Source organism: Yokenella regensburgei ATCC 49455, from assembly GCF_000735455.1.
In the GTDB taxonomy this organism is placed as follows: Bacteria; Pseudomonadota; Gammaproteobacteria; order Enterobacterales; family Enterobacteriaceae; genus Yokenella; species Yokenella regensburgei.
In genome coordinates, this window is sequence record NZ_JMPS01000027.1 from 32248 (window position 1) to 54601 (window position 22354).

Below are 22354 nucleotides of genomic sequence, written 5' to 3' on the forward strand. Positions count from 1 at the left end.
CGGATCCATGGTCATCATCATCATGTGGGTAGGTCTTTGTTTTTTATGAGGGCCATTTTTCAAAGATGTCGAATCGTTTAAAAAGTGTTCACCATCATGGACCAGGAAATCGCCTCTCTCAAACTGAATATCAACCAGCTGGCGGCTATCACCGACGTACACCGACAGACGGTAGCCGCCAGGCTTAAAAATATCGAACCCGCAGCGGGCAGTAACAGCAAACTCAAACTCTACCTCATCACCGATATCCTGACCGAGCTGATGATACCCACGGTTTCCGCCAACCTTGAAGATATGCCGCCGTCCGACAGGCTGGCGCACTGGAAGGCGGAGAATGAGCGGCTTAAGTTCGAACAGGACACCGGCCAGCTTATACCTGCAGATGAGGTCGCAAGAGAATTTTCACTGATGGCGAAAGCCGTCGTCATGGTGCTTGAAACCCTTCCTGACATTCTTGAACGCGACTGCGCGCTGCCACCGGCGGCGGTGTCGCGCGTCCAGACCGTCATTGACGATTTACGTGACCAGATGGCGCAGAAAGTCCAGGACGCCGAACAAGAGGAGGCCGATACCGAGGAGGAGTGATGGCAAAGCGTGCATCGGCATGCGGTATTCGCCGGGATGTTTCCGGTATCCTTCGCGCGCCGCGTCGAATGGACGTGGCCGATGCGGTCAGCGCTTATATGCGTGTCCCGATGGGTGCGGGCAACTCAGTGCCGTGGGATCCGGATCTGGCTCCCTATGTTATCGAGCCGATGAATTGCCTGGCATCGCGCCAGTATGATGCCGTGGTGTTTGTTGGTCCGGCGCGAACGGGTAAAACCATCGGTCTTATCGACGGCTGGATTGTCTATAACATCGTCTGCGATCCGGCAGATATGCTGGTGATTCAGGTCTCAGAGGAAAAGGCGCGCGAGCATTCGAAAAAGCGTCTGGATCGTACTTTCCGCAGCAGCCCTGAGGTGAAAACGCGGCTCAGCCCGCGGCGGAACGATAACAACGTCCATGACCGCACCTTCCGCGCCGGTAACTATCTGAAGCTTGGCTGGCCGTCCGTCAACATCATGTCATCGTCAGATTACAAAAGTGTGGCGCTCACCGACTACGATCGTTTCCCCGAGGATATCGACGGCGAGGGGGATGCGTTTTCCCTGGCATCAAAGCGAACCACCACCTTTATGTCCTCCGGTATGACGCTGGTGGAGAGTTCCCCGGGCCGCGATATCCGGGATACGAAATGGCGGCGCAGTACCCCGCATGAAGCGCCGCCGACAACCGGCATTCTGGCACTGTACAACCGCGGCGACCGTCGTCGACTTTACTGGCCCTGTCCGCACTGCGGCGAGCATTTCCAGCCGGAAGTGGACAACATGACCGGCTACCGGGATATCGCCGATCCGGTACAGGCCAGCGAGGCGGCTTTTTTACAGTGTCCCGCCTGCAAAGGGAAAATTACGGCTGACCAGAAACGCGCGCTTAACATGAAGTGTATCTGGCTCCGGGATGGTCAGACGGTTGACCGTCACGGCAACGTCAGCGGGGAAGGGCGTCGTTCCCGCATCGCCTCGTTCTGGATGGAAGGACCAGCGGCGGCGTACCAGACCTGGGCGCAGCTTATCTATAAATATCTGACAGCTGAGCAGGACTATCAGGCAACCGGCAGCGAGGAAGCGCTCAAGACGGTGGTGAATACCGACTTTGGTCGGCCGTATCTTCCCCGGTCGAGCATGGAGCAGCGCAAAAGCGAGCTGCTCGAGCAGCGTGCTGAAAATGTACCGAAGCGCACCGTGCCCGACGGCGTGCAGTTTCTGGTGGCGACGGTTGACGTCCAGGCGGGCCGCAACCGTCGCTTTGTGGTCCAGGTGACCGGGTACGGCAGCATGGGTGAACGCTGGCTGGTGGACCGGTACAACATTAAACAGTCCCTGCGGTGTGACTCCAACGGAGAAAGCCAGCAGATTGATCCGGCAAGCTATCAGGAAGACTGGGACCTCCTGCTGACGGACGTTTTTAATAAAACGTGGGCGCTGGCCTCGGATCCGTCGAAAGGGATGCGGCTGATGGCCATGGGCGTCGATTCCGGCGGTGAAGATGGCGTAACGGATAATGCGTATAAGTTCTGGCGAAAATGCCGTCGTGAGGGCTTAGGCAAACGCATTTATCTCTTCAAAGGGGACAGCACCACCCGCGCACAGCTCATCAAACGCACGATGCCAGACAACACCAACCGAACCGGCCGCCGTGCGCTGGCCGCCGGTGATGTTCCACTTTATTTCCTTCAGACCAATGCGCTTAAAGACCGTGTGAATAACGCCCTGTGGCGTGATTCCCCTGGTCCCGGCTACGTGCATTTCCCGTCGTGGCTGGGAGCCTGGTTCTATGAGGAGCTGACCTATGAGGAGCGCGCACCGGACGGTAAGTGGAGTAAACCCGGCAAAGGCGCAAACGAGGCGTTTGACCTGCTGGTGTATGCCGATGCGCTGGTGATGCTTCACGGCTACGAAAAAATTAAGTGGCCGGATGCCCCCGACTGGGCGCAAAGGGAGACGTGGGTGGAAACCCTGCAGACAGAAGATGCTGTGATGCCCGCCCCGGTGCTGCCCCATATTCCGGTCGCAAAAAAAGCAAAGCGCAGGCGCGCCGCGAATGACAAACCTAACCCATGGAAAACCTCAGGAGGCTGGGTATGAACCAGAGCGATATTGAAACCATGATCCAGCATTACAGCCAGGCGGAAATGGCGGTACTGGAGGGAAAGTCTGTCCGTTTTAACGGGCAGGAAATGACGATGGAGAATCTTTCCGAGATCCGCAAAGGGCGTCAGGAGTGGGAGCGTCGTCTCTCCACCCTCAGTCAGAAAAAACAGGGGCGGCCCGGTTACCGCCTGGCGAGGTTTAAATGACAATTCTGGATAACGCCATCGGCGTATTCTCACCCGGCTGGAAAGCCGCCCGGCTCCGTGCCCGGGCCATGATTCAGGCCTATGAAGCGGTTAAAACCACCCGGACACACAAGGGGCGCCGTGAAAACCGGAGTGCCGACCAGCTCAGCCAGATGGGGGCGGTTTCCCTGCGGGAGCAGGCGCGCTGGCTCGATAACAACCATGACCTGGTCATCGGTATCTTCGACAAACTCGAAGAGCGCGTCATCGGCAAGCAGGGGATTATCGTTGAGCCTCACCCGAAAATGACGAACGGGAAGGTGGCGAAGCAGCTGGCCGCCGAGATCCGGACAAAGTGGGGGGAATGGTCCGTACGCCCTGAGGTCACCGGGCAGTTTACCCGCCCCATGCTGGAGCGCCTGATGCTCAGAACGTGGCTCCGGGACGGCGAAGTGTTTGCTCAGCTGGTTCAGGGCGCGGCGGCAGGGCTTGTCCCCGTGGCGGGCGTGCAATTCTGGCTTGAGGCGCTTGAGCCTGACTTTGTGCCAATGACCAGCGATGCGGCAAAAAATCTGAATCAGGGGGTGTTCCTTGATAACTGGGGAAGGCCGAAGAAGTACCTGGTCTGTAAAAGCCTCCCGGTGTCCGGCCGACAGCTCGATACCAAAGAAATCGACGCCGACAGCATGCTGCACCTTAAGTTTACCCGCCGGCTTCACCAGACCCGCGGCACGTCGTTGCTGTCCGGCGTGTTGATGCGGCTCAGTGCGCTGAAAGAATATGAAGACTCCGAACTGACCGCAGCGCGTATTGCAGCGGCGCTCGGAATGTACATCAAAAAGGGGGACGGCCAGCTTTATGATGAGACTGGAGGCTCAAATGACAAGAATGACCGGGAACTGACGATCGAGCCGGGCATGATGTATGACGAACTGCAGGCAGGTGAAGAAATCGGGATGATCAAATCCGACAGGCCGAATCCCAATCTTGAAACCTTCCGAAACGGACAGCTGCGCGCGGTGGCCGCGGGCAGTCGTCTGAGCTTCTCCAGTACGGCGCGAAACTATAACGGTACCTTCAGCGCGCAGCGGCAGGAGCTGGTGGAGTCGACCGACGGCTATCTGATCCTGCAGGACTGGTTTATCGGCGCCGTGACCCGCCCGATGTACCGTGCCTGGCTGAAAATGGCGATTGCCAGCGGGGAGATTAAGGTGCCGCGCGGCGTGGATAAGGACACGCTCTACGGCGCGGTTTATTCGGGGCCGGTGATGCCGTGGATTGATCCGGTAAAAGAGGTGAATGCCTGGGTCACGCAGATCCGCGGCGGCTCCGCAACAGAATCCGACTGGGTACGCGCCAGCGGTCGCAATCCTGATGAGGTGAAACGCCGTCGGGCCGCGGAGATTGAAGAAAACAAAGAACTGGGACTGGTGTTTGACACCGACCCCGCCAACGACAAAGGAGGCACCAGTGCCGAAGTTAAATCCCAAAATGGCCCACCATCCGAAGGCCAGCGCAAAAAATAGCTGGTTTCGCATGCAGGCTGGCGCCGCGAACGATGCCGATATCTTTATCTACGACGAGATTGGCTACTGGGGCGTGACGGCGAAACAGTTCGTCAGCGACCTGAAGGCGCTCGGCGACGTCAGCCACATCAACCTTCACATTAACTCGCCGGGTGGCGATGTCTTCGACGGCATCGCCATTTTTAATGCCCTGAAACACCACGGCGCCGCTATCACGGTTCATATCGACGGGCTGGCGGCCTCCATGGCGTCGGTGATTGCCATGGTGGGTAATCCGGTCATTATGCCGGAAAACACGATGATGATGATCCATAAGCCCTGGGGCTTTGCCGGAGGGGACGCCAACGATATGCGCGACTATGCCGATTTGCTCGATAAGGTCGAAAGCGTCCTGATCCCGGCCTACGCGCAAAAGACCGGCAAAACGACCGAAGAGATTGCCGCCATGCTGGAGGATGAAACCTGGATGGACGGGGCTGAATGCCTTGCGCTGGGTTTCGCTGACCAGACCACTCCCGCTCTGCAGGCAATGGCCTGTATCCATTCAAAACGTATTGAGGAATTTGAAAAGATGCCAAACAGCATTCGTAACATGGTCACCCCGCCACGCAATACCGCACAGCGTGACCCACAAAAGCCAAATGCTCAGGCACCCGTAAATGCGCCTGACCCGGTAGACGAGACCGCGATCCGTGCGCAGGTTATGGCCGAGCAAAAGGCTCGCGTTACCGCGATTAACGATCTGTTTGCCATATTCGGCGGTAAGCATAGCGATCTGCAGGCCACATGCGTTGCGGATTTGGATTGCACCGTTGAACAGGCAAAAGACAAGCTGCTGGCGGCGCTGGGCAAATCTGGCACACCATCCAACAAAAATACTCCCGCGCATATTCATGCCGGGAACGGTAACTTCGTCGGTGACGGTATTCGTCAGGCGCTGATGGCGCGCGCCGGATTTGAGGCGCGGGAAAGCGATAATATCTACAACGGTATGACGCTGCGCGAGTATGCCCGCATGGCGCTGACCGAGCGCGGTATTGGCGTGTCCAGCTATAACCCGATGCAGATGGTGGGGCTGGCGCTGACGCACAGCACCTCTGACTTCGGCAATATCCTGCTGGACGTGGCGAATAAATCGCTGCTGCAGGGCTGGGATGAAGCGGCGGAAACCTTCGAGCAGTGGACTAAAAAAGGCCAGCTTTCTGACTTTAAAACGGCGCACCGCGTCGGTATGGGCGTCTTCCCTTCGCTGCGTCAGGTCCGTGAGGGCGCAGAGTACAAGTACGTGACCACCGGCGATAAGGGCGAAACTATTGCGCTGGCCACCTACGGCGAAATCTTCTCCATCACCCGCCAGGCGATCATCAACGACGACCTGAACCAGCTGACCGACGTGCCGATGAAAATGGGCAGCGCGGCCAAAGCGACCATCGGCGATCTGGTTTATGCCATTCTGACCAAAAACCCGAAACTGTCCGACGGCAAGCCGCTGTTCCATGCCGACCACAAGAACCTGGGCAGCGGCGCTATTTCGGTGGCCAGCATCGACGATGCCCGCAAGATGATGCGCCTGCAGAAAGAGGGCGAGCGTTCGCTGAATATCCGTCCGGCCTACATGCTGGTGCCGGTTGGTCTGGAAACGCTGGCTAACCAGACCATCAAGTCTGCCAGCGTCAAAGGGGCGGATATCAACTCCGGTATCAATAACCCGATCCAGAACTTCGCCGAGGTTATCTCGGATCCGCGTCTGGACGAGGCTGATGCTAAAGCCTGGTATCTGGCCGCCGCAAAAGGGACCGACACCATCGAGGTGGCCTACCTGAACGGCATTGATACGCCGTACATCGACCAGCAGGAAGGTTTCAACACCGACGGCATCGCGACCAAGGTGCGCATCGATGCGGGCGTGGCGCCGCTGGATTACCGCGGACTGGCCAAATCCTCGGGCCAGTAATCGCCCGACGCTGTTTCCTCCCGCCCGTCAGGGCTTTTTTTATATCTGAAATCAGCCCCGCAGGGGGCTGACTGGAGCATGTTATGGCTAAAAATTTTGTACAGAACGGAAACACTATTTCCGTCAGCAATACCGGGAAGGACGCTGTAAAAAGCGGCGTTCCCGTCGTCGTCGGCGCGAGGGTCGCGGTGGCCATCACGGATATTCCGGCAGGCGCCGTGGGGGATGGTTTCGCGACAGGCGTATTCCTGCTGCCTAAGCTGGCCGCTGATGATATCGCGGCGGGCACCCCGGTATTCATTAAGGCGGGAAATATCCAGCTCGATAAAACGGATGCGGTCCCGGCGGGTGTTGCCTGGGAGAACGCCGGAACCGGCGATACCGTCGTTGAAGTGAAAATTAATGCCTAATCCCTTTGACCGTCTGGCGGCCCGCATGGATGCGGCCACCGTAAAGAGAATGGGGAAAACGGCCACCATCAACGGCCTGGAATATGACGTGGTCCCGGCGGAGCTGCTCGAGGACATGGGGCCCTTAAGCGGGACCGGTACCTCGCTGGTGGTCTTCTCCGGATCGTATCAGCCGCGTCGTAATGACAGCGTTGATTACGGCGGTGAGTCGCTTTCCGTGACCCGTTTTGACCGTTTCAACGGTAAACCCCGGATCCACCTTGAATAGGGGGAGGGAAGATGTCCGTTAAAGGGCTCGAAAGGGCCATCCAGAATCTTAACAGCCTGAGCCGGATGATTGTTCCTGACGCAACGGCTAAAGCGCTGAACCGGGTGGCCGGGCGAACCATTACCCAGGGCAGCCGGAAGGTGGCGAAGGAGGCGACGGTGGACGATAACCGGAAAAAGGGACTCCCGGTCCGGCTGGTCCGCCAGCGCTCCCGGTTACGCAAGGCCCGGCATGACCGGCTGATCGCCTCCATCAAAATTAACCGCGGTAACCTGCCCGCCATCAAACTGGGCACCGCCCGCGTCCGTCTGTCCCGCCGCAAGGGGGCAAAGCACGGGCAGGGCAGCGTCCTGAAAGTGGGGCCGTACACGTTTCGCAACGCCTTTATTCAGCAGCTGGCTAACGGTCGCTGGCAGGTGATGCGGCGCGTGGGGCGGTCCCGCTATCCCATCGATGTGGTGAAAGTGCCGCTTGATGCGCCGCTGACGGAGGCGTTTACCACCCTGTCGAAAAACCTGATCCAGAGCGACATGCCAAAAGAGCTTTCCGCCGCGCTGAAAAACCAACTGAGGATCCACCTGAAGCGATGAACAAACACAGCGCCATTCGCGCCGCCGTGCTGGAGAAACTGAAATCCGACATTACGGACTCAGTGACCTGGTTCGACGGACGCCCCGTCTTTCTGGAGGAGCACGATCTGCCCGCGGTGGCGGTGTATCTCTCTGATGCCGAATACACCGGCGCCACGCTGGATGAAGATGCGTGGCAGGCCGTGCTTCACGTCGAAGTTTTCCTCAAAGTCTCAAACCCGGACAGCGCGCTGGATAGCTGGATGGAAGACAAGATTTATCCGGCAATGACGGCGATCCACGGCCTTGATGCGCTTATCGAAGCCATATTCCCGCAGGGCTATGACTATCAGCGCGACGATGAGATGGCCACGTGGGGCTCCGTTGACCTGACCTACTCCCTCACTTATTCAATGTAAGGAACTGACTATGCCAACACCAAATCCGCTGGCTCCCGTAAAAGGGGCCGGAACCACACTCTGGCTTTATACCGGCTCCGGTGATGGATTCTCCAATCCTCTCTCAGACACCGACTGGAACCGCCTGGCAAAAATCAAGGAGCTGACGCCGGGCGAAATGACGGCGGAATCCTACGACGACACCTATCTGGACGATGAAGACGCCGACTGGAACGCCACCGCGCAGGGGGCAAAGTCCGCCGGTGATACCTCCCTGACGCTCGCCTGGAAGCCGGGGGAGCAGGGCCAGAAAGACCTGGTCGCCTGGTTCAATGATGGGTCAGTCCGGTTTTATAAAATCAAATACCCGAACGGCACCGTTGACGTGTTCCGCGGGTGGTGCAGCAGCCTGGGTAAGGCCATTCCGGCAAAAGAGGTGATCACCCGCACGGCAAAAATCACCAACACCGGCAAGCCTGAGCTGGCGGAGGAAAGCGGAAGCCCGGCTATCGGCGTAACGGGCGTGACGCTGGACAAAACCACGGCAAGCGTGGCGGTCAGCGCGACGACCACGCTCAACGTGACCGTTAACCCTGCCAGCGCCTCCGACCCTTCGTTCCGTGTTGCCACCTCTGACGGCAGTAAAGCGACGGTGACCGCCAGCGGTAACGTTCTGACGGTCACCGGCGTGGCGGCGGGTTCTGCGGATATCGTCGTCATGACCAGCGACGGCAATTTTATCGCCACCTGCAAAGTCACCGTGACCGCATCCTGAGGAGTCCCTGATGTTTCTGAAAAAAGAACCCTTCACCTTCAACGGTGAGTCCTTAACCGTGTTTGAGCTGTCGGCGCTCCAGCGCATTGAGTTTCTGGAGTTTCTGGCGCGCGAGGAAAAGGTGCTGGATAACGACCGTGAAAACCTGAGCGATCAGGAGATGACGGCACGGCTGGTGGGGGTAAACATCAGCTCAGGTGCGCGGCTTGTCGCTCTGTCGCTGTGGCATAACGATAAATCCGGTCCGTCTGTTGATGAGCTGCACCAGCAGGTGATGATGGAGTGGCCGGCGCAGGCGATCGGCAAGGCGGAAATGCAGATCAAGCTGCTCTCCGGCATGCTCCCGCCGGTGGCGGATCCTGATGACGGGAAAAGTGGAGAAGATGCCACCGCCGCGTCCAGCGATGAGCCCGTCACAGCGGAAAAGCCCTGACCAGCGAGCGTGATTTTGTCCTGAAGCTGGCGCGTGAGTTTGGTCGGTCCGACTGGCGCGCCATGCTGGCTGGTATGTCCTCGACGGAGCTCGGCGACTGGCATCTTTTTTATCAGTCGCATTTATTTCAGGACGCGCAGCTCGACGCACATTTCTCCGGGCTGCTCTATTCAATTAACTCCCTCTTTTTCCGGGATCCGGAACTGACCCCGGCGCACTTCAGCCTGCTGTCGCCCTCCGGGGAACGCATTGCGGATGAGGAGCCGAACGATAACGCGCTGATGACCGCTGCGGAGGGAATAACAGGAGGCGTCAGGTATGGCCCAGCAGATTAGCGACCTTGTCATTAACCTCGACGTTGATGGCTCCACGTTCAGTGAGCAGATTGCCCGCATCAAGAACCAGCTGACCGGCATGGCCGACGAGTCTGATAAGGCTCAGACGCGAATGCAGCGTGCCGCCGCAAGCCAGGGTGCTGCACTAAAAAGCGTGGGCGATGCGGGTGCCGCCGCCGCTACTGAGATGAAGTCCCGCCAGTCCGCCGCGGCGGAAGGCTTGACGAAGGACTGGCAGAACGTGTCGAAGTCGGTCGATGAGACGCATCGCCGGGTTGCCGAACTGAGCCAGCGCCTGCAGGAGAACGGCAGCCAGTCAGCCGCGTTGGCGAAGCGGCAGGATGAACTTGCCGCCTCCTTCTTTCGCCAGATAGACGGCGTGCGCCAGCTGAACGGTGAAACGCAGTCCCTGACGAACGTGCAGGCCCGGTTCCGGGCCGCCAGGGCACAGGGGAACATCACGCAGCAGGATTATCTGGCGCTGATTTCCCGGACGACGGCCAGGCAGAAGGAGCTGCTGGTCGTTGAGGAAAAATCGGCCGTAGCGCGTGCGCGATTTCTTCAGCAGCTGAAGCAACAGGTTACCGAGCAAAAACTCTCCGGCACCGAGCTGCTGCGCATCAGGGCGGCGCAGGTTGGCGCCAGCGATGCGGCTGAGGTGTATATCCGGAAACTTGAAGCCGCCAAAGTTGCCACCCATGGACTGGGCCTGCAGAGCGCCGCGGCGCGCCGGGAAATCGGCGTGCTGATGGGTGAAGTGATGCGCGGAAATTTCGGGGCGCTGAGGGGCTCCAGCATAACGCTTGCTAACCGGGCCGGGTGGATTGACCAGCTGATGACGCTGCGCGGGCTGGGGATGGCGGGGCTGATTGGTGGGGTTGCCGCTGCGGTTGTAGGGCTGGGCAAGGCCTGGTACGACGGCAGCAAGGAATCCGGGGAGTTTAATAAGCAGCTCATTCTGACCGGCAACTACGCGGGCAGGACCAGCGGCCAGCTGCAGGCGCTGGCACGTTCTCTCAGCGGCAACGGGGTAGCGCAGCACGCCGCGGCCGGTGCGCTGGCGCAGGTTGTAGGGTCAGGTAAGTTCACGAGTTCTCAGATAGAAATAGTGACTCGTGCAGCCGCCGCGATGGAGCAGGCAACGGGGCAGAGTGTCGAAAAGACGATAGGTAACTTTGAAAAGCTGTACGACTCCCCTACTAAAGCCTCTGAAGAACTGAATAAGCAGCTTCATTATCTTACCGCATCACAGTTTGAGTACATTTCAGCACTTGAACGGCGTGGAGACAAAGAGGCAGCAGGTCAGGTTGCTGCTGATGCTTACGGAAAAGCTGAGCAACTGCGAAGCCAGCAGGTTCTGGATAATCTCGGCCTGATAGAAAGTGCTATTCGATCCGCAACAAATCGCTGGAAAGCGTTCTGGGATGCAGCCATGAATGTTGGCAGGCCCATGACGGAGCAGTCTCAGCTGGATCAGGTAAACGCAACGATTGCCCAAATTTATGCTGACAGGGAAAAATCAGGTAAAAGCGATTTATTTGAGCGCGGCCTGCAGAAATTAATTAGTCAGAAGAAAGAGCTGGAATTTGTCAAAAAATCCCAGGAGGGATATGCAGAAGCTCAGGCTCGTTCTAATGAAATTAATGAGAAAGGCGTTAAGGCTCAGAGTCTACTTAATCAATATCTTGATGCCGGAACGACAGCAGCAGAAAAAAGAGCTGTAGCGCAAAAAGAGCTGAATAAAGCTATTGCTGACAATGCAAAAGCAGCAAAGGCGGGCAAAGCAACGCTATGGACGAAAGAGGATATAGATAAAGCCAGGTCTGGAATAGAAAAACTCTATAAAGACCCAAAAACGGCAAAAGCGAAAGGATATACCACCCCCGCCGGGGACCGGGCTGAAGAGAAGGCGCAGTCTGAGCTGATGACGTTACAGGCGCAGCTGAAAACCCTGCAGCAGCACACCAGCGTTAACGATGTTATCAGCCAGCAACGAAAGGACCTCTGGCAGACCGAAAACCAGTATGCGGTGCTGGAAGAAGCTGCCGGACGTCGCCAGTTGTCGGCGCAGGAGAAATCGCTGCTGGCGCATAAAGATGAAACGCTGGAGTACAAACGGCAGCTGGCGGATATGGGCGACAAGATTGCCCTCCAGCAGAAGCTGAACGGTCTGGCGGATCAGGCGGTGAAGTTTGAACAGCAGCAGCGCGCCGCGCGGGCGGGGCTGGAGGCTCAGTCAGAAGGGGTTTCCGGTCGTGAAGCCGGGCGGGAAGCCACGCTGCAGCGCCTGCGCGAAACCTATTCTTCCAACCCTCAAGCGCAGCAGAAGGTGCTGGACGCGCAGCGGGCAACCTATGAGGCGGAGGATGCGCTGCGCGCTAACTGGCTGGCGGGGGCGAAGCAGGGCTGGGCGGAATATCAGGATTCGGCGACGAACGTGTTTACCTCCGTCCAGCAGATTTCGCAGGCAACCTTCAGCGGTCTGGCAGGACAGCTGACCAGCCTGATGACCACCGGAAAATCCAGCTTCAAAGATTTCACCAGCTCGATCCTGAAAATGATCGTCGAGGTGATTAACCAGCTGCTGGTGGCCTATGCCGTTCAGAGCGCGATGGGATGGGTGAGCGGCGATATTAAAACGCCCTCTTCAGGTCAGTCCTTCGGCGTGCCGTCTTTTCGCCCCACGGGATACGACGTCGGCGGCTTTACCGGGCATGGTGGAAAGTATGAGCCGGCGGGGATCGTGCATCGCGGCGAGTTCGTATTCACCAAAGAGTCAACCAGCCGGATCGGCGTGGCCAACCTGTACCGGATGATGCGCGGCTATGCGACGGGCGGTCTGGTCGGCGGCGGTGGCGCGCTCACTTCACCTATGGGGGTTAACGTCTACGCGCCCGTTTCGGTCACCACCGGACAGTCCGGCGACACGAAACAGCAGGGGGGCGGCGATGCCCTGGTGAAAGCCTATCAGAAGGTGATCGACAGCTCCATCCGCGACGGTATTGCCAAAGAAGTCCGGCCGGGCGGCATTATCTGGAACGCCAACAAGCAGAGGTAACCGATGGCGATAGAGCATTTCCCCTGGCGTATTCAGGCCGCCAGCCAGCCGACGCTGAAGAGTAAGGATACCGTCAGAACGGCCCGGTTTGGCGACGGATACAAGCAGGTGAGCGGGTCGGGGCTGCACGACGAAGAGCTGAACTACGCGTTTTCGTTTACCGGCAACCCGGATACGGCCAGGGATATTTACGCTTTCCTGCGCAGGCATAAAACGAAGTCTTTTTCCTTTACCCCACCCGGCGGTGAGCTGACGCTGTGGCGCGTTGAGGCTGACAGCCTGCAGCGCGTTACGAACAGTAAAAAGGTGGAAACCGTCACCGCCACGTTTGAACAGGGATTTGCACCATGAGTCTTCACAGCGATTATCAGAAGCTTGAGCCGGGCAACAGCGTCCGGCTTTTTGATGTGGATGGCACCGGCTTCGGCGTCGGCGATGTGCTGCATTTTCACGCGCATAATATTGCCCATACGCCGGAGGAGATTGAGGCAGCAGGCGGTGACGAGATGAAGCTGCCCGCAAAATCTATCTGGTGGCAGGGACGGGAATATAAAGCCTGGCCCTGCCAGATTGAAGGGATCGAAACGTCAACCGACGGTACCAGCGCCCAGCCAAAGCTGTCGATCGCAAACCTGGACAGCTCCATCACGGCGCTGTGCCTGGCCTACGATGACCTGCTGCAGGCGAAGGTCACCATTCACGATACGCTGGCGCAGTATCTCGATGTGAAAAATTATCCCGGTGGTAATCCGACGGCTGATCCAACACAGGAAAAGCTGAAGGTGTACTACATCGATTCCAAAAGCGGCGAAAACAATGAAACGGTTGAGTTTACGCTGTCCAGCCCGATGGACCTGCAGGGGCTGATGATCCCCACGCGTCAGCTGCACTCTCTTTGCACCTGGTGTATCCGGAATAAATACCGCTCCGGAGATGGGTGCGACTATGCCGGAACGCGCTATTTCGATAAGCACAATAACCCCGTAGACGATCCGTCACTCGATGAGTGCAACGGGACGCTGACGGCGTGCAAACTCAGGTTCGGGGAAAATAACGAGCTACCGTTTGGTGGATTCCCGGGAACGTCGTTAATCAGGAGCTGACATGCGACAGAAAACGATTGAAGCTATGCTGGCCCACGCCGCCGCTGAGTATCCTCGGGAGTGCTGCGGGGTGGTGGCGCAAAAAAGCCGGGTAGAGCGTTATTTCCCGTGCCGGAACCTGGCGGCCACCCCGACGGAACATTTTCACCTGTCGCCGGAGGATTACGCTGCAGCGGAGGACTGGGGCACGGTGATCGCCATCGTTCACAGCCACCCTGACGCCACCACGCAGCCCAGCGAACTGGACAAAGCGCAATGTGATGCGACGCTCTTACCCTGGCACATCGTCAGCTGGCCGGAGGGCGATCTGCGAACGATACAGCCGCGCAGCGAGCTGCCGATGCTGGAACGTCCGTTTGTCCTCGGCCATTTCGATTGCTGGGGGCTTATCATGAGCTATTTCCGGCAGACCCACGGGATCGAGCTGACCGATTACCGGGTTGATTATCCCTGGTGGGAAGACAGCTATGCGGATAATTTTTACCAGGACTGCTGGTATGAATGCGGATTTCGTGAGTTTAGTGGACCACCGCAGACCGGGGATATGGTCATCATGCAGGTGCAGGCGAACAAGTGGAACCACGCCGGGATCCTGCTGGAGGGAAATATGCTGCTCCACCATCTGTACGGGCACCTGAGCCAACGTGTGCCATACGGGGGCTACTGGCAGGAAAGAACGATGAAAATAGTAAGGTATAAATCCCTGTTTGATACTGATTGTTTTTCAAAGTGACATTTTCTGATAGAGTTTATGAGATATAAAATTGTCATGGAAAATATTATGAAAACTGCAGGGTTAGTCATTCTTGTTGTTGGAATTGTATGGATCATTATTGCAATAAATATGAATGTTAGCGTGCCCACTCTTTCTGGAGGCAGAATAAATAACATTGGCCTTATGGCTACAAGACAAAACAACTTAATTATTGGTTGTTGTATAAGTGTATGTGGTTTACTTATAGCTCTCTTATCTGGAAAGGAGAGCTCATCCTACACAAAAAAAGTTAAATGCCCGCAATGTGCTGAGCTTATCGGTGTTGAGGCTGTTAAATGTAAGCACTGTGGAAGTCAGATAAAAGAATTGGAAGATAACCAACAGTCGAAAAATATTAGTGAGCAAAAGAAATCAAATGGCTTGTAAGATGTTTTTGATGTGAATCACGTTTTAATTTTCGTTGTTATTATTGGTGTTATTGTTATCGCGCTGAATTTTCTTTAGGCTCTTAATTCTATGATAGTAAAACCCACTTTATTGTGGGTTTTATTGTTTGTATGGAGATATTATGCAAGAGGTCATGACACAAATTGAACTTGGTGGCATTCTTGGTAAAACATTTGGGAAAGTCCACCAGAGACTAATTATTAACACTCATGAGGCGACAAGAGCGCTAGCTGCTACGATCAAAGGCTTCGAACAGTTTATGATTTCTAGCCAGAGACGTGGTTTGACATATGCGGTTTTTAAAGGAAAGAAAAACATCGATGAAGATGACCTTGGTTTTCCAGTGACCGGTGAAGTTATTCGCATTGTTCCTGTGATTATCGGTAGCAAGAAAGCTGGTTTATTACAAACAATCCTTGGTGCTGTGTTGGTGGTAGTGGGGGCCATTACCTATTCATGGGGTGGTGGAGTTCTTATCGCCCCTGGCGTCGCTATGATGGCTGGTGGCGTTATCCAGATGCTATCCCCGCAACCTGCCGGGCTTTCCAGCAAACAGGACTCTGACAACCGCGCATCCTACGCATTTGGCGGGGTAACAAACACCGCCGCGCAGGGTTATCCGGTACCTCTGCTTTACGGTAAGCGGCGCATCGGTGGCGCAATCATTTCCGCCGGGATCTACGTCGAAGACCAGCAATAACGCTTTACCTATTTCCATAGCCACCTTCGGGTGGTTTTTTTTATGGGGAAAATATGACCAGAGATATCAAAGGGAAAAAGGGCGGTAGCTCCAGCTCCCGTACGCCTACAGAACAACCCGACGATCTCCAGTCGATTGCTAAAGCAAAACTCCTGATTGCCCTGGCTGAGGGAGAGTTAAGCGGTGGCCTGACGGGTAAGGACATTTATCTGGATGGCACCCCGCTGGAGAATGCCGACGGCTCTCAAAATTTCAGTGGGGTAGCGTGGGAGTTTCGTGCCGGCACGCAAGCGCAGACTTACATCCAGGGCATCCCGGGCTCTGAAAACGAAATCAGCGTGGGCACTGAAATTAAGAGCAGTACCGCCTGGACCCATACCTACACCAATACGCAGATATCTGCGGTGCGCTTGCGAGTCAAGTGGCCGCAGCTGTTTAACCAGCAGGACGACGGCGATCTGGTCGGGTACTCGGTGAACTACGCTATCGACCTGCAGACGGACGGCGGGACATGGCAGCAGGTGCTGAACACCAGCGTGACCGGAAAAACGTCCTCGGGCTATGAGCGAAGCCACCGTATTGATTTACCGCAGGCGGCCAGCACCTGGACCCTTCGTCTTCGCAAACTCACGCAGGATGCCAACAGCGCGAAGATTGGCGACCGGATGACGCTGGAAAGCTATACCGAGGTGATTGACGCCAAATTACGTTATCCCAACACCGCGCTGCTCTATATTGAGTTTGACTCGAGTCAGTTTAATGGCTCCATCCCGCTGGTGTCCTGCGAGCCGCGCGGTCGTGTTATTCGTGTACCCGATACCTATGACCCGGAAACGCGAACCTACTCAGGAACCTGGACCGGCGCGTTTAAATGGGCGTGGACGGATAACCCGGCATGGATTTTTTACGATCTGGTGGTCAGTGACCGGTTCGGTCTGGGTAATCGCCTGACGGCTGCCAATATCGACAAATGGTCGCTGTATCAGGTAGCGCAGTATTGTGACCAGCAGGTTCCCGACGGGCGGGGCGGTAGTGGGACAGAACCGCGTTATATCTGCAACGTCTACGTGCAGAACCGAAACGATGCTTACACCGTGCTGCGCGACTTCGCTGCAATATTCCGGGGGATGACCTACTGGGGCGGCGATCAGATCGTATGTCTCGCGGATATGCCGCGGGATATCGATTACAGCTATACCCGCGCCAACGTCGTCGACGGGAAATTTACCTATTCCAGCAGCACCACTAAAACTCGCTACACTACGGCGCTGGTGTCCTGGTCAGATCCGGGTAACGCTTATGCGGATGCCATGGAGCCGGTATTTGAGCAGCCGTTGGTGGCACGTTTTGGGTTTAACCAGCTTGAGGTAACTGCCATCGGCTGTACCCGGCAGTCGGAAGCGAACCGCAAAGGGCGCTGGGGAATCCTGACCAACAACAAGGACCGGGTGGTGACGTTTTCGGTCGGGCTCGATGGCAACATCCCGCAACCGGGCTACATCATCGCCGTGGCGGATGAAATGCTTTCCGGGAAGGTCACCGGTGGTCGTATCCACGCCGTGAATGGCAGGGTGATCGAGCTTGACCGGGTAGCGGATGCTAAGCCTGGCGACCGGCTGATTGTCAATCTGCCCTCCGGTGCCGCGCAGAGCCGGACAATTCAGGCGGTGAACGGCGAGAAGATTACGCTGACGACCACCTACACGGAGACGCCTGAACCAGAATGTGTCTGGGTGGTGGAGTCCGATGAACTGTACGCGCAGCAGTACCGGGTGGTCAGCGTGACGGATAACGGCGACGCGACATTTACCATTTCCGGGGCGTTTCACGATCCTGATAAATACGCCCGCATTGATACCGGCGCCATTATCGACCAGCGTCAGATTTCGGTTGTGCCGCCCGGCAGCCAGTTGGCCCCGGCGAATATCGTTATCGATAGCTATTCCGTCATCAGCCAGGGGATTAGCCTGGAAACGATGCGGGTGACCTGGGACAGCGAGGTGAACGCCATTTCCTATGAGGCGCAGTGGCGCCGCAATGACGGCAACTGGGTGAACGTGCCGCGCAGCTCCACCACGTCGTTTGAGGTGCCATCAATTTACTCTGGCCGGTATCTGGTTCGGGTACGGGCGATAAACGCGGCGGAGATTTCCAGCGGCTGGGGGTACTCACCGGAAAAAACGCTGACGGGCAAGGTGGGTAATCCGCCGAAACCGGTAGGCTTTGCCACCACCGGCATTAACTGGGGGATCCGCCTGAACTGGGGCTTCCCGGCAAACACCGGCGACACGCTGAAAACGGAGATCCAGTATTCGGCGAACGCGGATTTCTCATCCCCTATGCTGCTCAGTGACGTTCCTTATCCGTCATCCGAGTACATCCAGCTCGGACTGAAGGCGGGGCAGGAGTTCTGGTACCGCGCGCAGCTGGTCGATAAGTCTGGCAACGAATCCGGTTTTACGGACTGGATCCGGGGTATGGCGAACGATAACGCGGATGATTACCTGGGCGACCTGGCTGATGACTTCCTTACGTCGGCTGACGGCGACCGCCTGACGGGCGATATCGACACCAACATTGAAGGGATTCTACAGAACGCGCTGGCTAATCACGGGACCGTTGAGCACCAGTACCAGCAGTATGGCGAGGTCAGGGCGGATATTCTGGTGGTTAAAACCACCGTTGCGGAGGTCGATAAAGCGCTGGCCGAGCTGTCAACGACGGTGCAGGCGCAAATCGATGACGTGACCGCCACGCTGGAAGACAAGCTGACCGCCACGGTGGATGCCACTGGCGCCACGGCTATTCATACCCTGAAAGCTGGCGTGCGCATTAACGGCATAATGTATAACGCCGGGATGAGCATTGCGGTGCTGGCCGAGGCCGGGAAACCCGTCGTTACGCGCGTCGGGTTCAATGCAAACCAGTTTGTGCTGATGAGCGGTAGCGGCGATACGCAGTATTCCCCGTTTGCTGTAATCAACGGCCAGGTCTTCATGAGTTCTGCCTTTATCCAGGATGGCACGATCACCAATGCCAAAATCGGGAATTTTATTCAGTCGAATAACTATGTGGCTGGTTCTGCTGGATGGCGGATAGATAAAGGCGGTAACGCTGAATTCAATAATATTGTGGCAAGGGGGAGCCTGTACGCGGTAGACGGTAAATTCGGCCTAACCAACGCCAGTGCAGGCGTCACCATTAACAGAAATGGCTTCAACCTTGCTCTGCCGGGCGGAGGAAGGATTGTTCTTGGCGTCTGGTAAACAAGAGGATTTATGCCAGCAGGATTACTGATTGACCTCAACGACGGGCGGCCAATGCATATTGTCGCAGGTATGCGCTGCCCGTCTTATTCCGGTGCCACTAATGAAGTCATCGCCTACGACACGGTGAGTATCAACAAAACGCCGGGTTCTCAGGTGTTTGTTATCCCGCTGACGCCGGTGGTCGTATCATGGGTGGGGGGGACGTATCTTCCCTACTGGTGGGCGATGAGTGGTTTTGTTGATAACGGAGACGGCACGCTGAGATTTCTTAGCGAAACCACTGACCGACGAACGGTGACCTATCGTTCTTATATCTTTGAAATGCTCCCGGCATCGTCGGCTGGCAATAACACCGGCCTACTCATCGAAAACTCAACGGACTTTGCGTCAATCAGCTCAAACGCCAACGTGATGACGTGCGTTTACTCCGGGGATATTAACGTGAACGGCTCGGTAACGCCTCCGGCACAGGGGCTCATATTTGCAACATGGAATGCCGCGAACGTGGCGGTTTACTATGACGGTGGCCAGATTCATGCTTATTATCCGATGGATAACAACGCCAATAACCCGGCAAATATCAATCTGCGAATTGCGATTTTCCAGCAGTCTCCGCCGGTTCCCGGTACCGGGCTGAACTTCTTCAATGCTTCCGGCCAGTGCACGTTCTCGACGTCACGAAAGCCGTTCATTATCAGCGGAAACTGGAATGTTTCGGACGGTTACACCGATATTGGAAACAATATGGTTGCTCTGGCCTCCACCGGCGTACAGACGACGATTGGCGGTGGTTATTGCAACGTCAGGGTGAAGGGTATTGAGAGGATAGGCAACAGCGTTAGGGCGCTAAATTCAACGCTCCATTCTAACTGGCCGGATAAATACCCTATGTATAAGAACACGACCACAGCAATTCCTCTCCCACTGATACCCAATTTTTACTGATTCATACGCATAAATCATATTCATATCCACAGATGAACCCTGCTCCGGCGGGGTTTTTTATTGCCTGAGAGCAGGAGTAATCATGTCTGCAGGAACGTTAACCCTGACAAATAATTCAGCCTCTGTAGTGGGGCAGGGAACCACATTTTCCGCGGAGCTTGCGGGAGGGGACTTTATTCTGGTCACCGTTGGCGGCATCCCCTATACGCTGCCGGTGAAGTCGGTCGATAGCAATACTGCTCTGACGCTGGTCAGCAACTTCACCGGACCGTCACAGGCCGGTGCAGCCTGGTCAGCAATTCCACGCGTGGCGCTGAATATGGTCACCGCCGCGCTGGTGGCTCAGAGCGCTGAGGCACTGCGTGGCCTGAACTACGATAAGCAGAACTGGCAGCAGTTTTTTACTGCTGACGGTGACGTGACGATGACGCTACCGGATAACAGCCAGTCTACCGGACCATCAGCAAAGAAATTAGTCAACCTCGTATCAAATAAAGCCGATAAGGTAAATGGTGCGGTACCCATTGTTCAGGGAGGCACTGGTGCAAAAACAGCGTCTGAAGCAAGAGGTAGCCTTGGACTGAAAGGGGCTGCCGTTCTCGATGTTGGAACAACCGCTGGAACTGTTGCAGCAGGCGATGATTCACGACTGACTGGAGCATTGCAAAAAACAGGTGGAACAGCGTCGGGGAATTTTGATTTTACTGGTTTTACCACGTTAAATAGTACCAGCACGGTCAGGTTTAAGGGATTCAGAGACGCGTCAAAGCCAGAAGGTGCAAATAGTAATGATCTGGTTATATCTACGCCTACTAACGCAGGTGCTGGTGCATACGCCTGCCAGATAGTTTATCAGTGGTATTCCGACGGATGGCTGACGGGCATAAAACGTAACGCTGGCTATGGGACTAATTCATATTCCATCTATTTTAACGGTGCAAGTACTGGTGCTGGCAGAGAATGGAATTTTAACATCGATGGAAATGCCTCCGGTGGCCAGTGGATTAACGGCTCAGATATTCGGCATAAATCAGAGCTGGTCACTGTGGAAAATCCGCTGTCTGCAGTGCTGAGTTTTCGCGGCATGGCCTATGACATTAAAGATGGAGGGCGTGCCGTTGGTCTTATCGCCCAGGACATTGAGCAATGGTGCCCTGAAGCCATTAAAACCTATGGTGATCGCGAGTTCAGTGACGGCGAGGTGATTAAAGATTTTAAGTATCTGGACACAACCGGCGTTTCTGCGGCGTACCACACCGAGGCGATTAAGGAGCTTTTCAGCTTGGTTGAGTTAGCGCTTGATGATCCGACAGCATGCCGTAAGCGCATCGCGGAAATTAAGTCTTTAGTAAAACAGGATAGTCCAGTTGCGGGAACTATGCCGTCTCAGCCGGGAAGTTAAAAGTTGCGCTCCTTTGCGTGCTAAATCATAGGGTTCCTTCGCTAAAAAACGACCCACGGGTAGTGCCTGTGGGCCAAAAGAGAGTTTGGGCTATACATCCGGGCCATAATCACCGGGTTGTTTCTTAAGTATGGCCCAGAACGGGAGGGAATTCCCCTGATGGAAATGATTTATCATATTTGGCTGTATCAGATACTGATGCATATAGTTGATATGAAGGTTTGGTGTTATTTGAGAGTGCGGGAGTGGCTAGTTTGCTGACGTTTGATGAGGTTATGGCTATCAGCAAAAGACTTATGCTCATCAGCGATACCTGGGCTGATTTATGGATGAGTCTTCACTTCTTACCTGTAAACGTCGGGAGGATTATCGATCTGAGGTTTTCCGATGTTGACGGTAACAGTCTTATTCTGAAAAGGAAGGGGCAATTTGGGGAAATCAGAACTTCAATCCCTTCGCCAGTCGTGGCGATTATACAGAGACGAAAATTAAACTACCCCGATGATGTTTTTATCTTTCAAAGCCATTCAAACAGAGTGAAGGCGGCGGTAGTCCCCGTAACCGTTATTGCGTTTAATGCGGCTCTGAAAAAAGCGGCTGATGGTGTCACGAGTAAAAGCGTGAGTAGCAAGAGCGCCAGTATTGGATGAAATGCCGCAGCCCTTCGCATGCAAGAAAGGGCTACGGCAGTTGCCGGGTGTTCATGCCATTGGCAACAAGGTTGAATTATATAACATCAACTAATTGATAAATAGGTAATTACACTCTCGATTCATTAACTTTCTTTGTTAGCGACACCTGAATCACCATACCTAATTGGTGCGGAGTTAACTAATTCTTGCTTCTTCACCTGGTAGGAGTTGTGCTTCAGCGGCCCTTTTTATACTAATCAAGAAAACACTACCGTCGGTAAATCGATCATAAAGTTTACTTGCTACTGGGGAATCAACCGCTTTAAGAGAAGGGTAGAGTTGATGGCGCCAAGTGTCACGTATAAACTCGAAGTGGGTTGCTAGAGCATTGATATTGTAAAGGTGTATCTCGCGTTCTGATGGTGGTCTCCGGCAGTCTGTATATACCAATTGCTCTTCGTTGATTGGTTTAGGTTCAGTGGCTATGGACTCAGCCAAGGGGGATAAGTATTCCATTAGCAATTCAAAGTTCCT

General features: G+C 55.5%; 21 protein-coding genes and 2 pseudogenes. 22 read left to right on the forward strand and 1 reads right to left on the reverse strand.

Features of this window, described 5'->3' with window-relative positions:
* Positions 1–96 precede the first annotated feature (96 nt).
* The 22 genes and pseudogenes from GYRE_RS08280 to GYRE_RS08385 all read left to right on the forward strand — a co-directional run bounded on the left by GYRE_RS08280 (position 97) and on the right by GYRE_RS08385 (position 21838).
* Positions 97–585, forward strand: coding sequence for a DUF1441 family protein (locus tag GYRE_RS08280; protein WP_038254492.1), 489 nt, complete (start codon positions 97–99; stop codon positions 583–585).
* On the forward strand, positions 585–2690 hold the full coding sequence (locus tag GYRE_RS08285) for a phage terminase large subunit family protein (RefSeq protein ID WP_038254494.1): 2106 nt from the start codon (positions 585–587) through the stop codon (positions 2688–2690). Before GYRE_RS08280 ends, GYRE_RS08285 begins: the two co-directional genes overlap by 1 nt.
* Positions 2687–2902, forward strand: coding sequence for a hypothetical protein (locus GYRE_RS08290; RefSeq protein ID WP_038254499.1), 216 nt, complete (start codon positions 2687–2689; stop codon positions 2900–2902). Before GYRE_RS08285 ends, GYRE_RS08290 begins: the two co-directional genes overlap by 4 nt.
* Positions 2899–4407: a phage portal protein gene (locus tag GYRE_RS08295; protein WP_038254500.1), complete on the forward strand. Its 1509-nt coding sequence runs from the start codon at positions 2899–2901 to the stop codon at positions 4405–4407. Before GYRE_RS08290 ends, GYRE_RS08295 begins: the two co-directional genes overlap by 4 nt.
* Positions 4373–6361, forward strand: a complete 1989-nt coding sequence (locus tag GYRE_RS08300) for a ClpP-like prohead protease/major capsid protein fusion protein (RefSeq protein WP_245939541.1) — start codon at positions 4373–4375, stop codon at positions 6359–6361. Before GYRE_RS08295 ends, GYRE_RS08300 begins: the two co-directional genes overlap by 35 nt.
* A gap of 83 nt (positions 6362–6444) precedes the next feature.
* Positions 6445–6771, forward strand: a complete 327-nt coding sequence (locus GYRE_RS08305) for a DUF2190 family protein (RefSeq protein ID WP_038254501.1) — start codon at positions 6445–6447, stop codon at positions 6769–6771.
* On the forward strand, positions 6764–7039 hold the full coding sequence (locus GYRE_RS08310; protein WP_038254504.1) for a DNA breaking-rejoining protein: 276 nt from the start codon (positions 6764–6766) through the stop codon (positions 7037–7039). Before GYRE_RS08305 ends, GYRE_RS08310 begins: the two co-directional genes overlap by 8 nt.
* Positions 7040–7050: 11 nt before the next feature.
* The gene (locus tag GYRE_RS08315; protein WP_038254505.1) at positions 7051–7629 is read left to right on the forward strand and encodes a phage tail protein; all 579 of its coding nucleotides are present in this window, start codon (positions 7051–7053) and stop codon (positions 7627–7629) included.
* Positions 7626–8027, forward strand: a complete 402-nt coding sequence (locus tag GYRE_RS08320; protein ID WP_038254506.1) for a phage minor tail U family protein — start codon at positions 7626–7628, stop codon at positions 8025–8027. Before GYRE_RS08315 ends, GYRE_RS08320 begins: the two co-directional genes overlap by 4 nt.
* A gap of 10 nt (positions 8028–8037) precedes the next feature.
* A complete protein-coding gene (locus tag GYRE_RS08325) occupies positions 8038–8781 on the forward strand; it encodes a phage tail protein (RefSeq protein WP_038254507.1) in 744 nt (247 codons plus the stop codon).
* A 10-nt stretch (positions 8782–8791) separates the two neighbouring features.
* Entirely contained in the window at positions 8792–9214 is a 423-nt protein-coding gene (gene gpG / locus GYRE_RS08330; protein WP_038254508.1) for a phage tail assembly chaperone G, read from the forward strand.
* Positions 9211–9540 (forward strand): annotated as a pseudogene (locus tag GYRE_RS08335) (phage tail assembly protein T); the annotation flags it as partial. The gene gpG and the pseudogene GYRE_RS08335, both read left to right, overlap by 4 nt.
* A complete protein-coding gene (locus GYRE_RS08340) occupies positions 9533–12607 on the forward strand; it encodes a phage tail tape measure protein (protein WP_038254510.1) in 3075 nt (1024 codons plus the stop codon). The pseudogene GYRE_RS08335 and the gene GYRE_RS08340, both read left to right, overlap by 8 nt.
* 3 nt (positions 12608–12610) lie before the next feature.
* A complete protein-coding gene (locus tag GYRE_RS08345) occupies positions 12611–12958 on the forward strand; it encodes a phage tail protein (RefSeq protein ID WP_038254511.1) in 348 nt (115 codons plus the stop codon).
* The gene (locus GYRE_RS08350; protein ID WP_038254514.1) at positions 12955–13710 is read left to right on the forward strand and encodes a phage minor tail protein L; all 756 of its coding nucleotides are present in this window, start codon (positions 12955–12957) and stop codon (positions 13708–13710) included. The genes GYRE_RS08345 and GYRE_RS08350 overlap by 4 nt, the downstream gene beginning before the upstream one ends.
* A 1-nt stretch (position 13711) precedes the next feature.
* Positions 13712–14443: a C40 family peptidase gene (locus GYRE_RS08355; protein WP_038254516.1), complete on the forward strand. Its 732-nt coding sequence runs from the start codon at positions 13712–13714 to the stop codon at positions 14441–14443.
* Positions 14444–14491: 48 nt separating this feature from the next.
* Entirely contained in the window at positions 14492–14851 is a 360-nt protein-coding gene (locus GYRE_RS08360) for a zinc ribbon domain-containing protein (protein WP_051860933.1), read from the forward strand.
* 142 nt (positions 14852–14993) lie between these two features.
* Complete coding sequence (locus tag GYRE_RS08365) at positions 14994–15572, forward strand: tail assembly protein (RefSeq protein ID WP_038254518.1); 579 nt, start codon at positions 14994–14996, stop codon at positions 15570–15572.
* 53 nt (positions 15573–15625) lie between these two features.
* The gene (locus tag GYRE_RS08370) at positions 15626–18838 is read left to right on the forward strand and encodes a TipJ family phage tail tip protein (RefSeq protein ID WP_038254519.1); all 3213 of its coding nucleotides are present in this window, start codon (positions 15626–15628) and stop codon (positions 18836–18838) included.
* 12 nt (positions 18839–18850) lie between these two features.
* Positions 18851–19786, forward strand: coding sequence for a DUF6453 family protein (locus GYRE_RS08375; protein WP_146748688.1), 936 nt, complete (start codon positions 18851–18853; stop codon positions 19784–19786).
* 82 nt (positions 19787–19868) lie between these two features.
* Positions 19869–21188 carry a tail fiber domain-containing protein gene (locus tag GYRE_RS23660; protein WP_072009056.1) on the forward strand — a complete coding sequence of 440 codons (1320 nt, stop codon included), beginning with the start codon at positions 19869–19871 and terminating at the stop codon, positions 21186–21188.
* Positions 21189–21433: 245 nt separating this feature from the next.
* A complete protein-coding gene (locus GYRE_RS08385; protein WP_038254551.1) occupies positions 21434–21838 on the forward strand; it encodes a hypothetical protein in 405 nt (134 codons plus the stop codon).
* 177 nt (positions 21839–22015) lie between these two features.
* Here the strand turns inward: GYRE_RS08385 and GYRE_RS24815 are convergent.
* Positions 22016–22354 (reverse strand): annotated as a pseudogene (locus GYRE_RS24815) (hypothetical protein); the annotation flags it as partial.

Coding starts and splice junctions, on each gene's coding strand:
- GYRE_RS08280 (WP_038254492.1), top strand. CDS start 97: ATGGACCAGGAAATCGCCTCTCTCAAACTGAATATCAACCAGCTGGCG.
- GYRE_RS08285 (WP_038254494.1), top strand. CDS start 585: ATGGCAAAGCGTGCATCGGCATGCGGTATTCGCCGGGATGTTTCCGGT.
- GYRE_RS08290 (WP_038254499.1), top strand. CDS start 2,687: ATGAACCAGAGCGATATTGAAACCATGATCCAGCATTACAGCCAGGCG.
- GYRE_RS08295 (WP_038254500.1), top strand. CDS start 2,899: ATGACAATTCTGGATAACGCCATCGGCGTATTCTCACCCGGCTGGAAA.
- GYRE_RS08300 (WP_245939541.1), top strand. CDS start 4,373: ATGGCCCACCATCCGAAGGCCAGCGCAAAAAATAGCTGGTTTCGCATG.
- GYRE_RS08305 (WP_038254501.1), top strand. CDS start 6,445: ATGGCTAAAAATTTTGTACAGAACGGAAACACTATTTCCGTCAGCAAT.
- GYRE_RS08310 (WP_038254504.1), top strand. CDS start 6,764: ATGCCTAATCCCTTTGACCGTCTGGCGGCCCGCATGGATGCGGCCACC.
- GYRE_RS08315 (WP_038254505.1), top strand. CDS start 7,051: ATGTCCGTTAAAGGGCTCGAAAGGGCCATCCAGAATCTTAACAGCCTG.
- GYRE_RS08320 (WP_038254506.1), top strand. CDS start 7,626: ATGAACAAACACAGCGCCATTCGCGCCGCCGTGCTGGAGAAACTGAAA.
- GYRE_RS08325 (WP_038254507.1), top strand. CDS start 8,038: ATGCCAACACCAAATCCGCTGGCTCCCGTAAAAGGGGCCGGAACCACA.
- gpG (WP_038254508.1), top strand. CDS start 8,792: ATGTTTCTGAAAAAAGAACCCTTCACCTTCAACGGTGAGTCCTTAACC.
- GYRE_RS08340 (WP_038254510.1), top strand. CDS start 9,533: ATGGCCCAGCAGATTAGCGACCTTGTCATTAACCTCGACGTTGATGGC.
- GYRE_RS08345 (WP_038254511.1), top strand. CDS start 12,611: ATGGCGATAGAGCATTTCCCCTGGCGTATTCAGGCCGCCAGCCAGCCG.
- GYRE_RS08350 (WP_038254514.1), top strand. CDS start 12,955: ATGAGTCTTCACAGCGATTATCAGAAGCTTGAGCCGGGCAACAGCGTC.
- GYRE_RS08355 (WP_038254516.1), top strand. CDS start 13,712: ATGCGACAGAAAACGATTGAAGCTATGCTGGCCCACGCCGCCGCTGAG.
- GYRE_RS08360 (WP_051860933.1), top strand. CDS start 14,492: ATGAAAACTGCAGGGTTAGTCATTCTTGTTGTTGGAATTGTATGGATC.
- GYRE_RS08365 (WP_038254518.1), top strand. CDS start 14,994: ATGCAAGAGGTCATGACACAAATTGAACTTGGTGGCATTCTTGGTAAA.
- GYRE_RS08370 (WP_038254519.1), top strand. CDS start 15,626: ATGACCAGAGATATCAAAGGGAAAAAGGGCGGTAGCTCCAGCTCCCGT.
- GYRE_RS08375 (WP_146748688.1), top strand. CDS start 18,851: ATGCCAGCAGGATTACTGATTGACCTCAACGACGGGCGGCCAATGCAT.
- GYRE_RS23660 (WP_072009056.1), top strand. CDS start 19,869: ATGTCTGCAGGAACGTTAACCCTGACAAATAATTCAGCCTCTGTAGTG.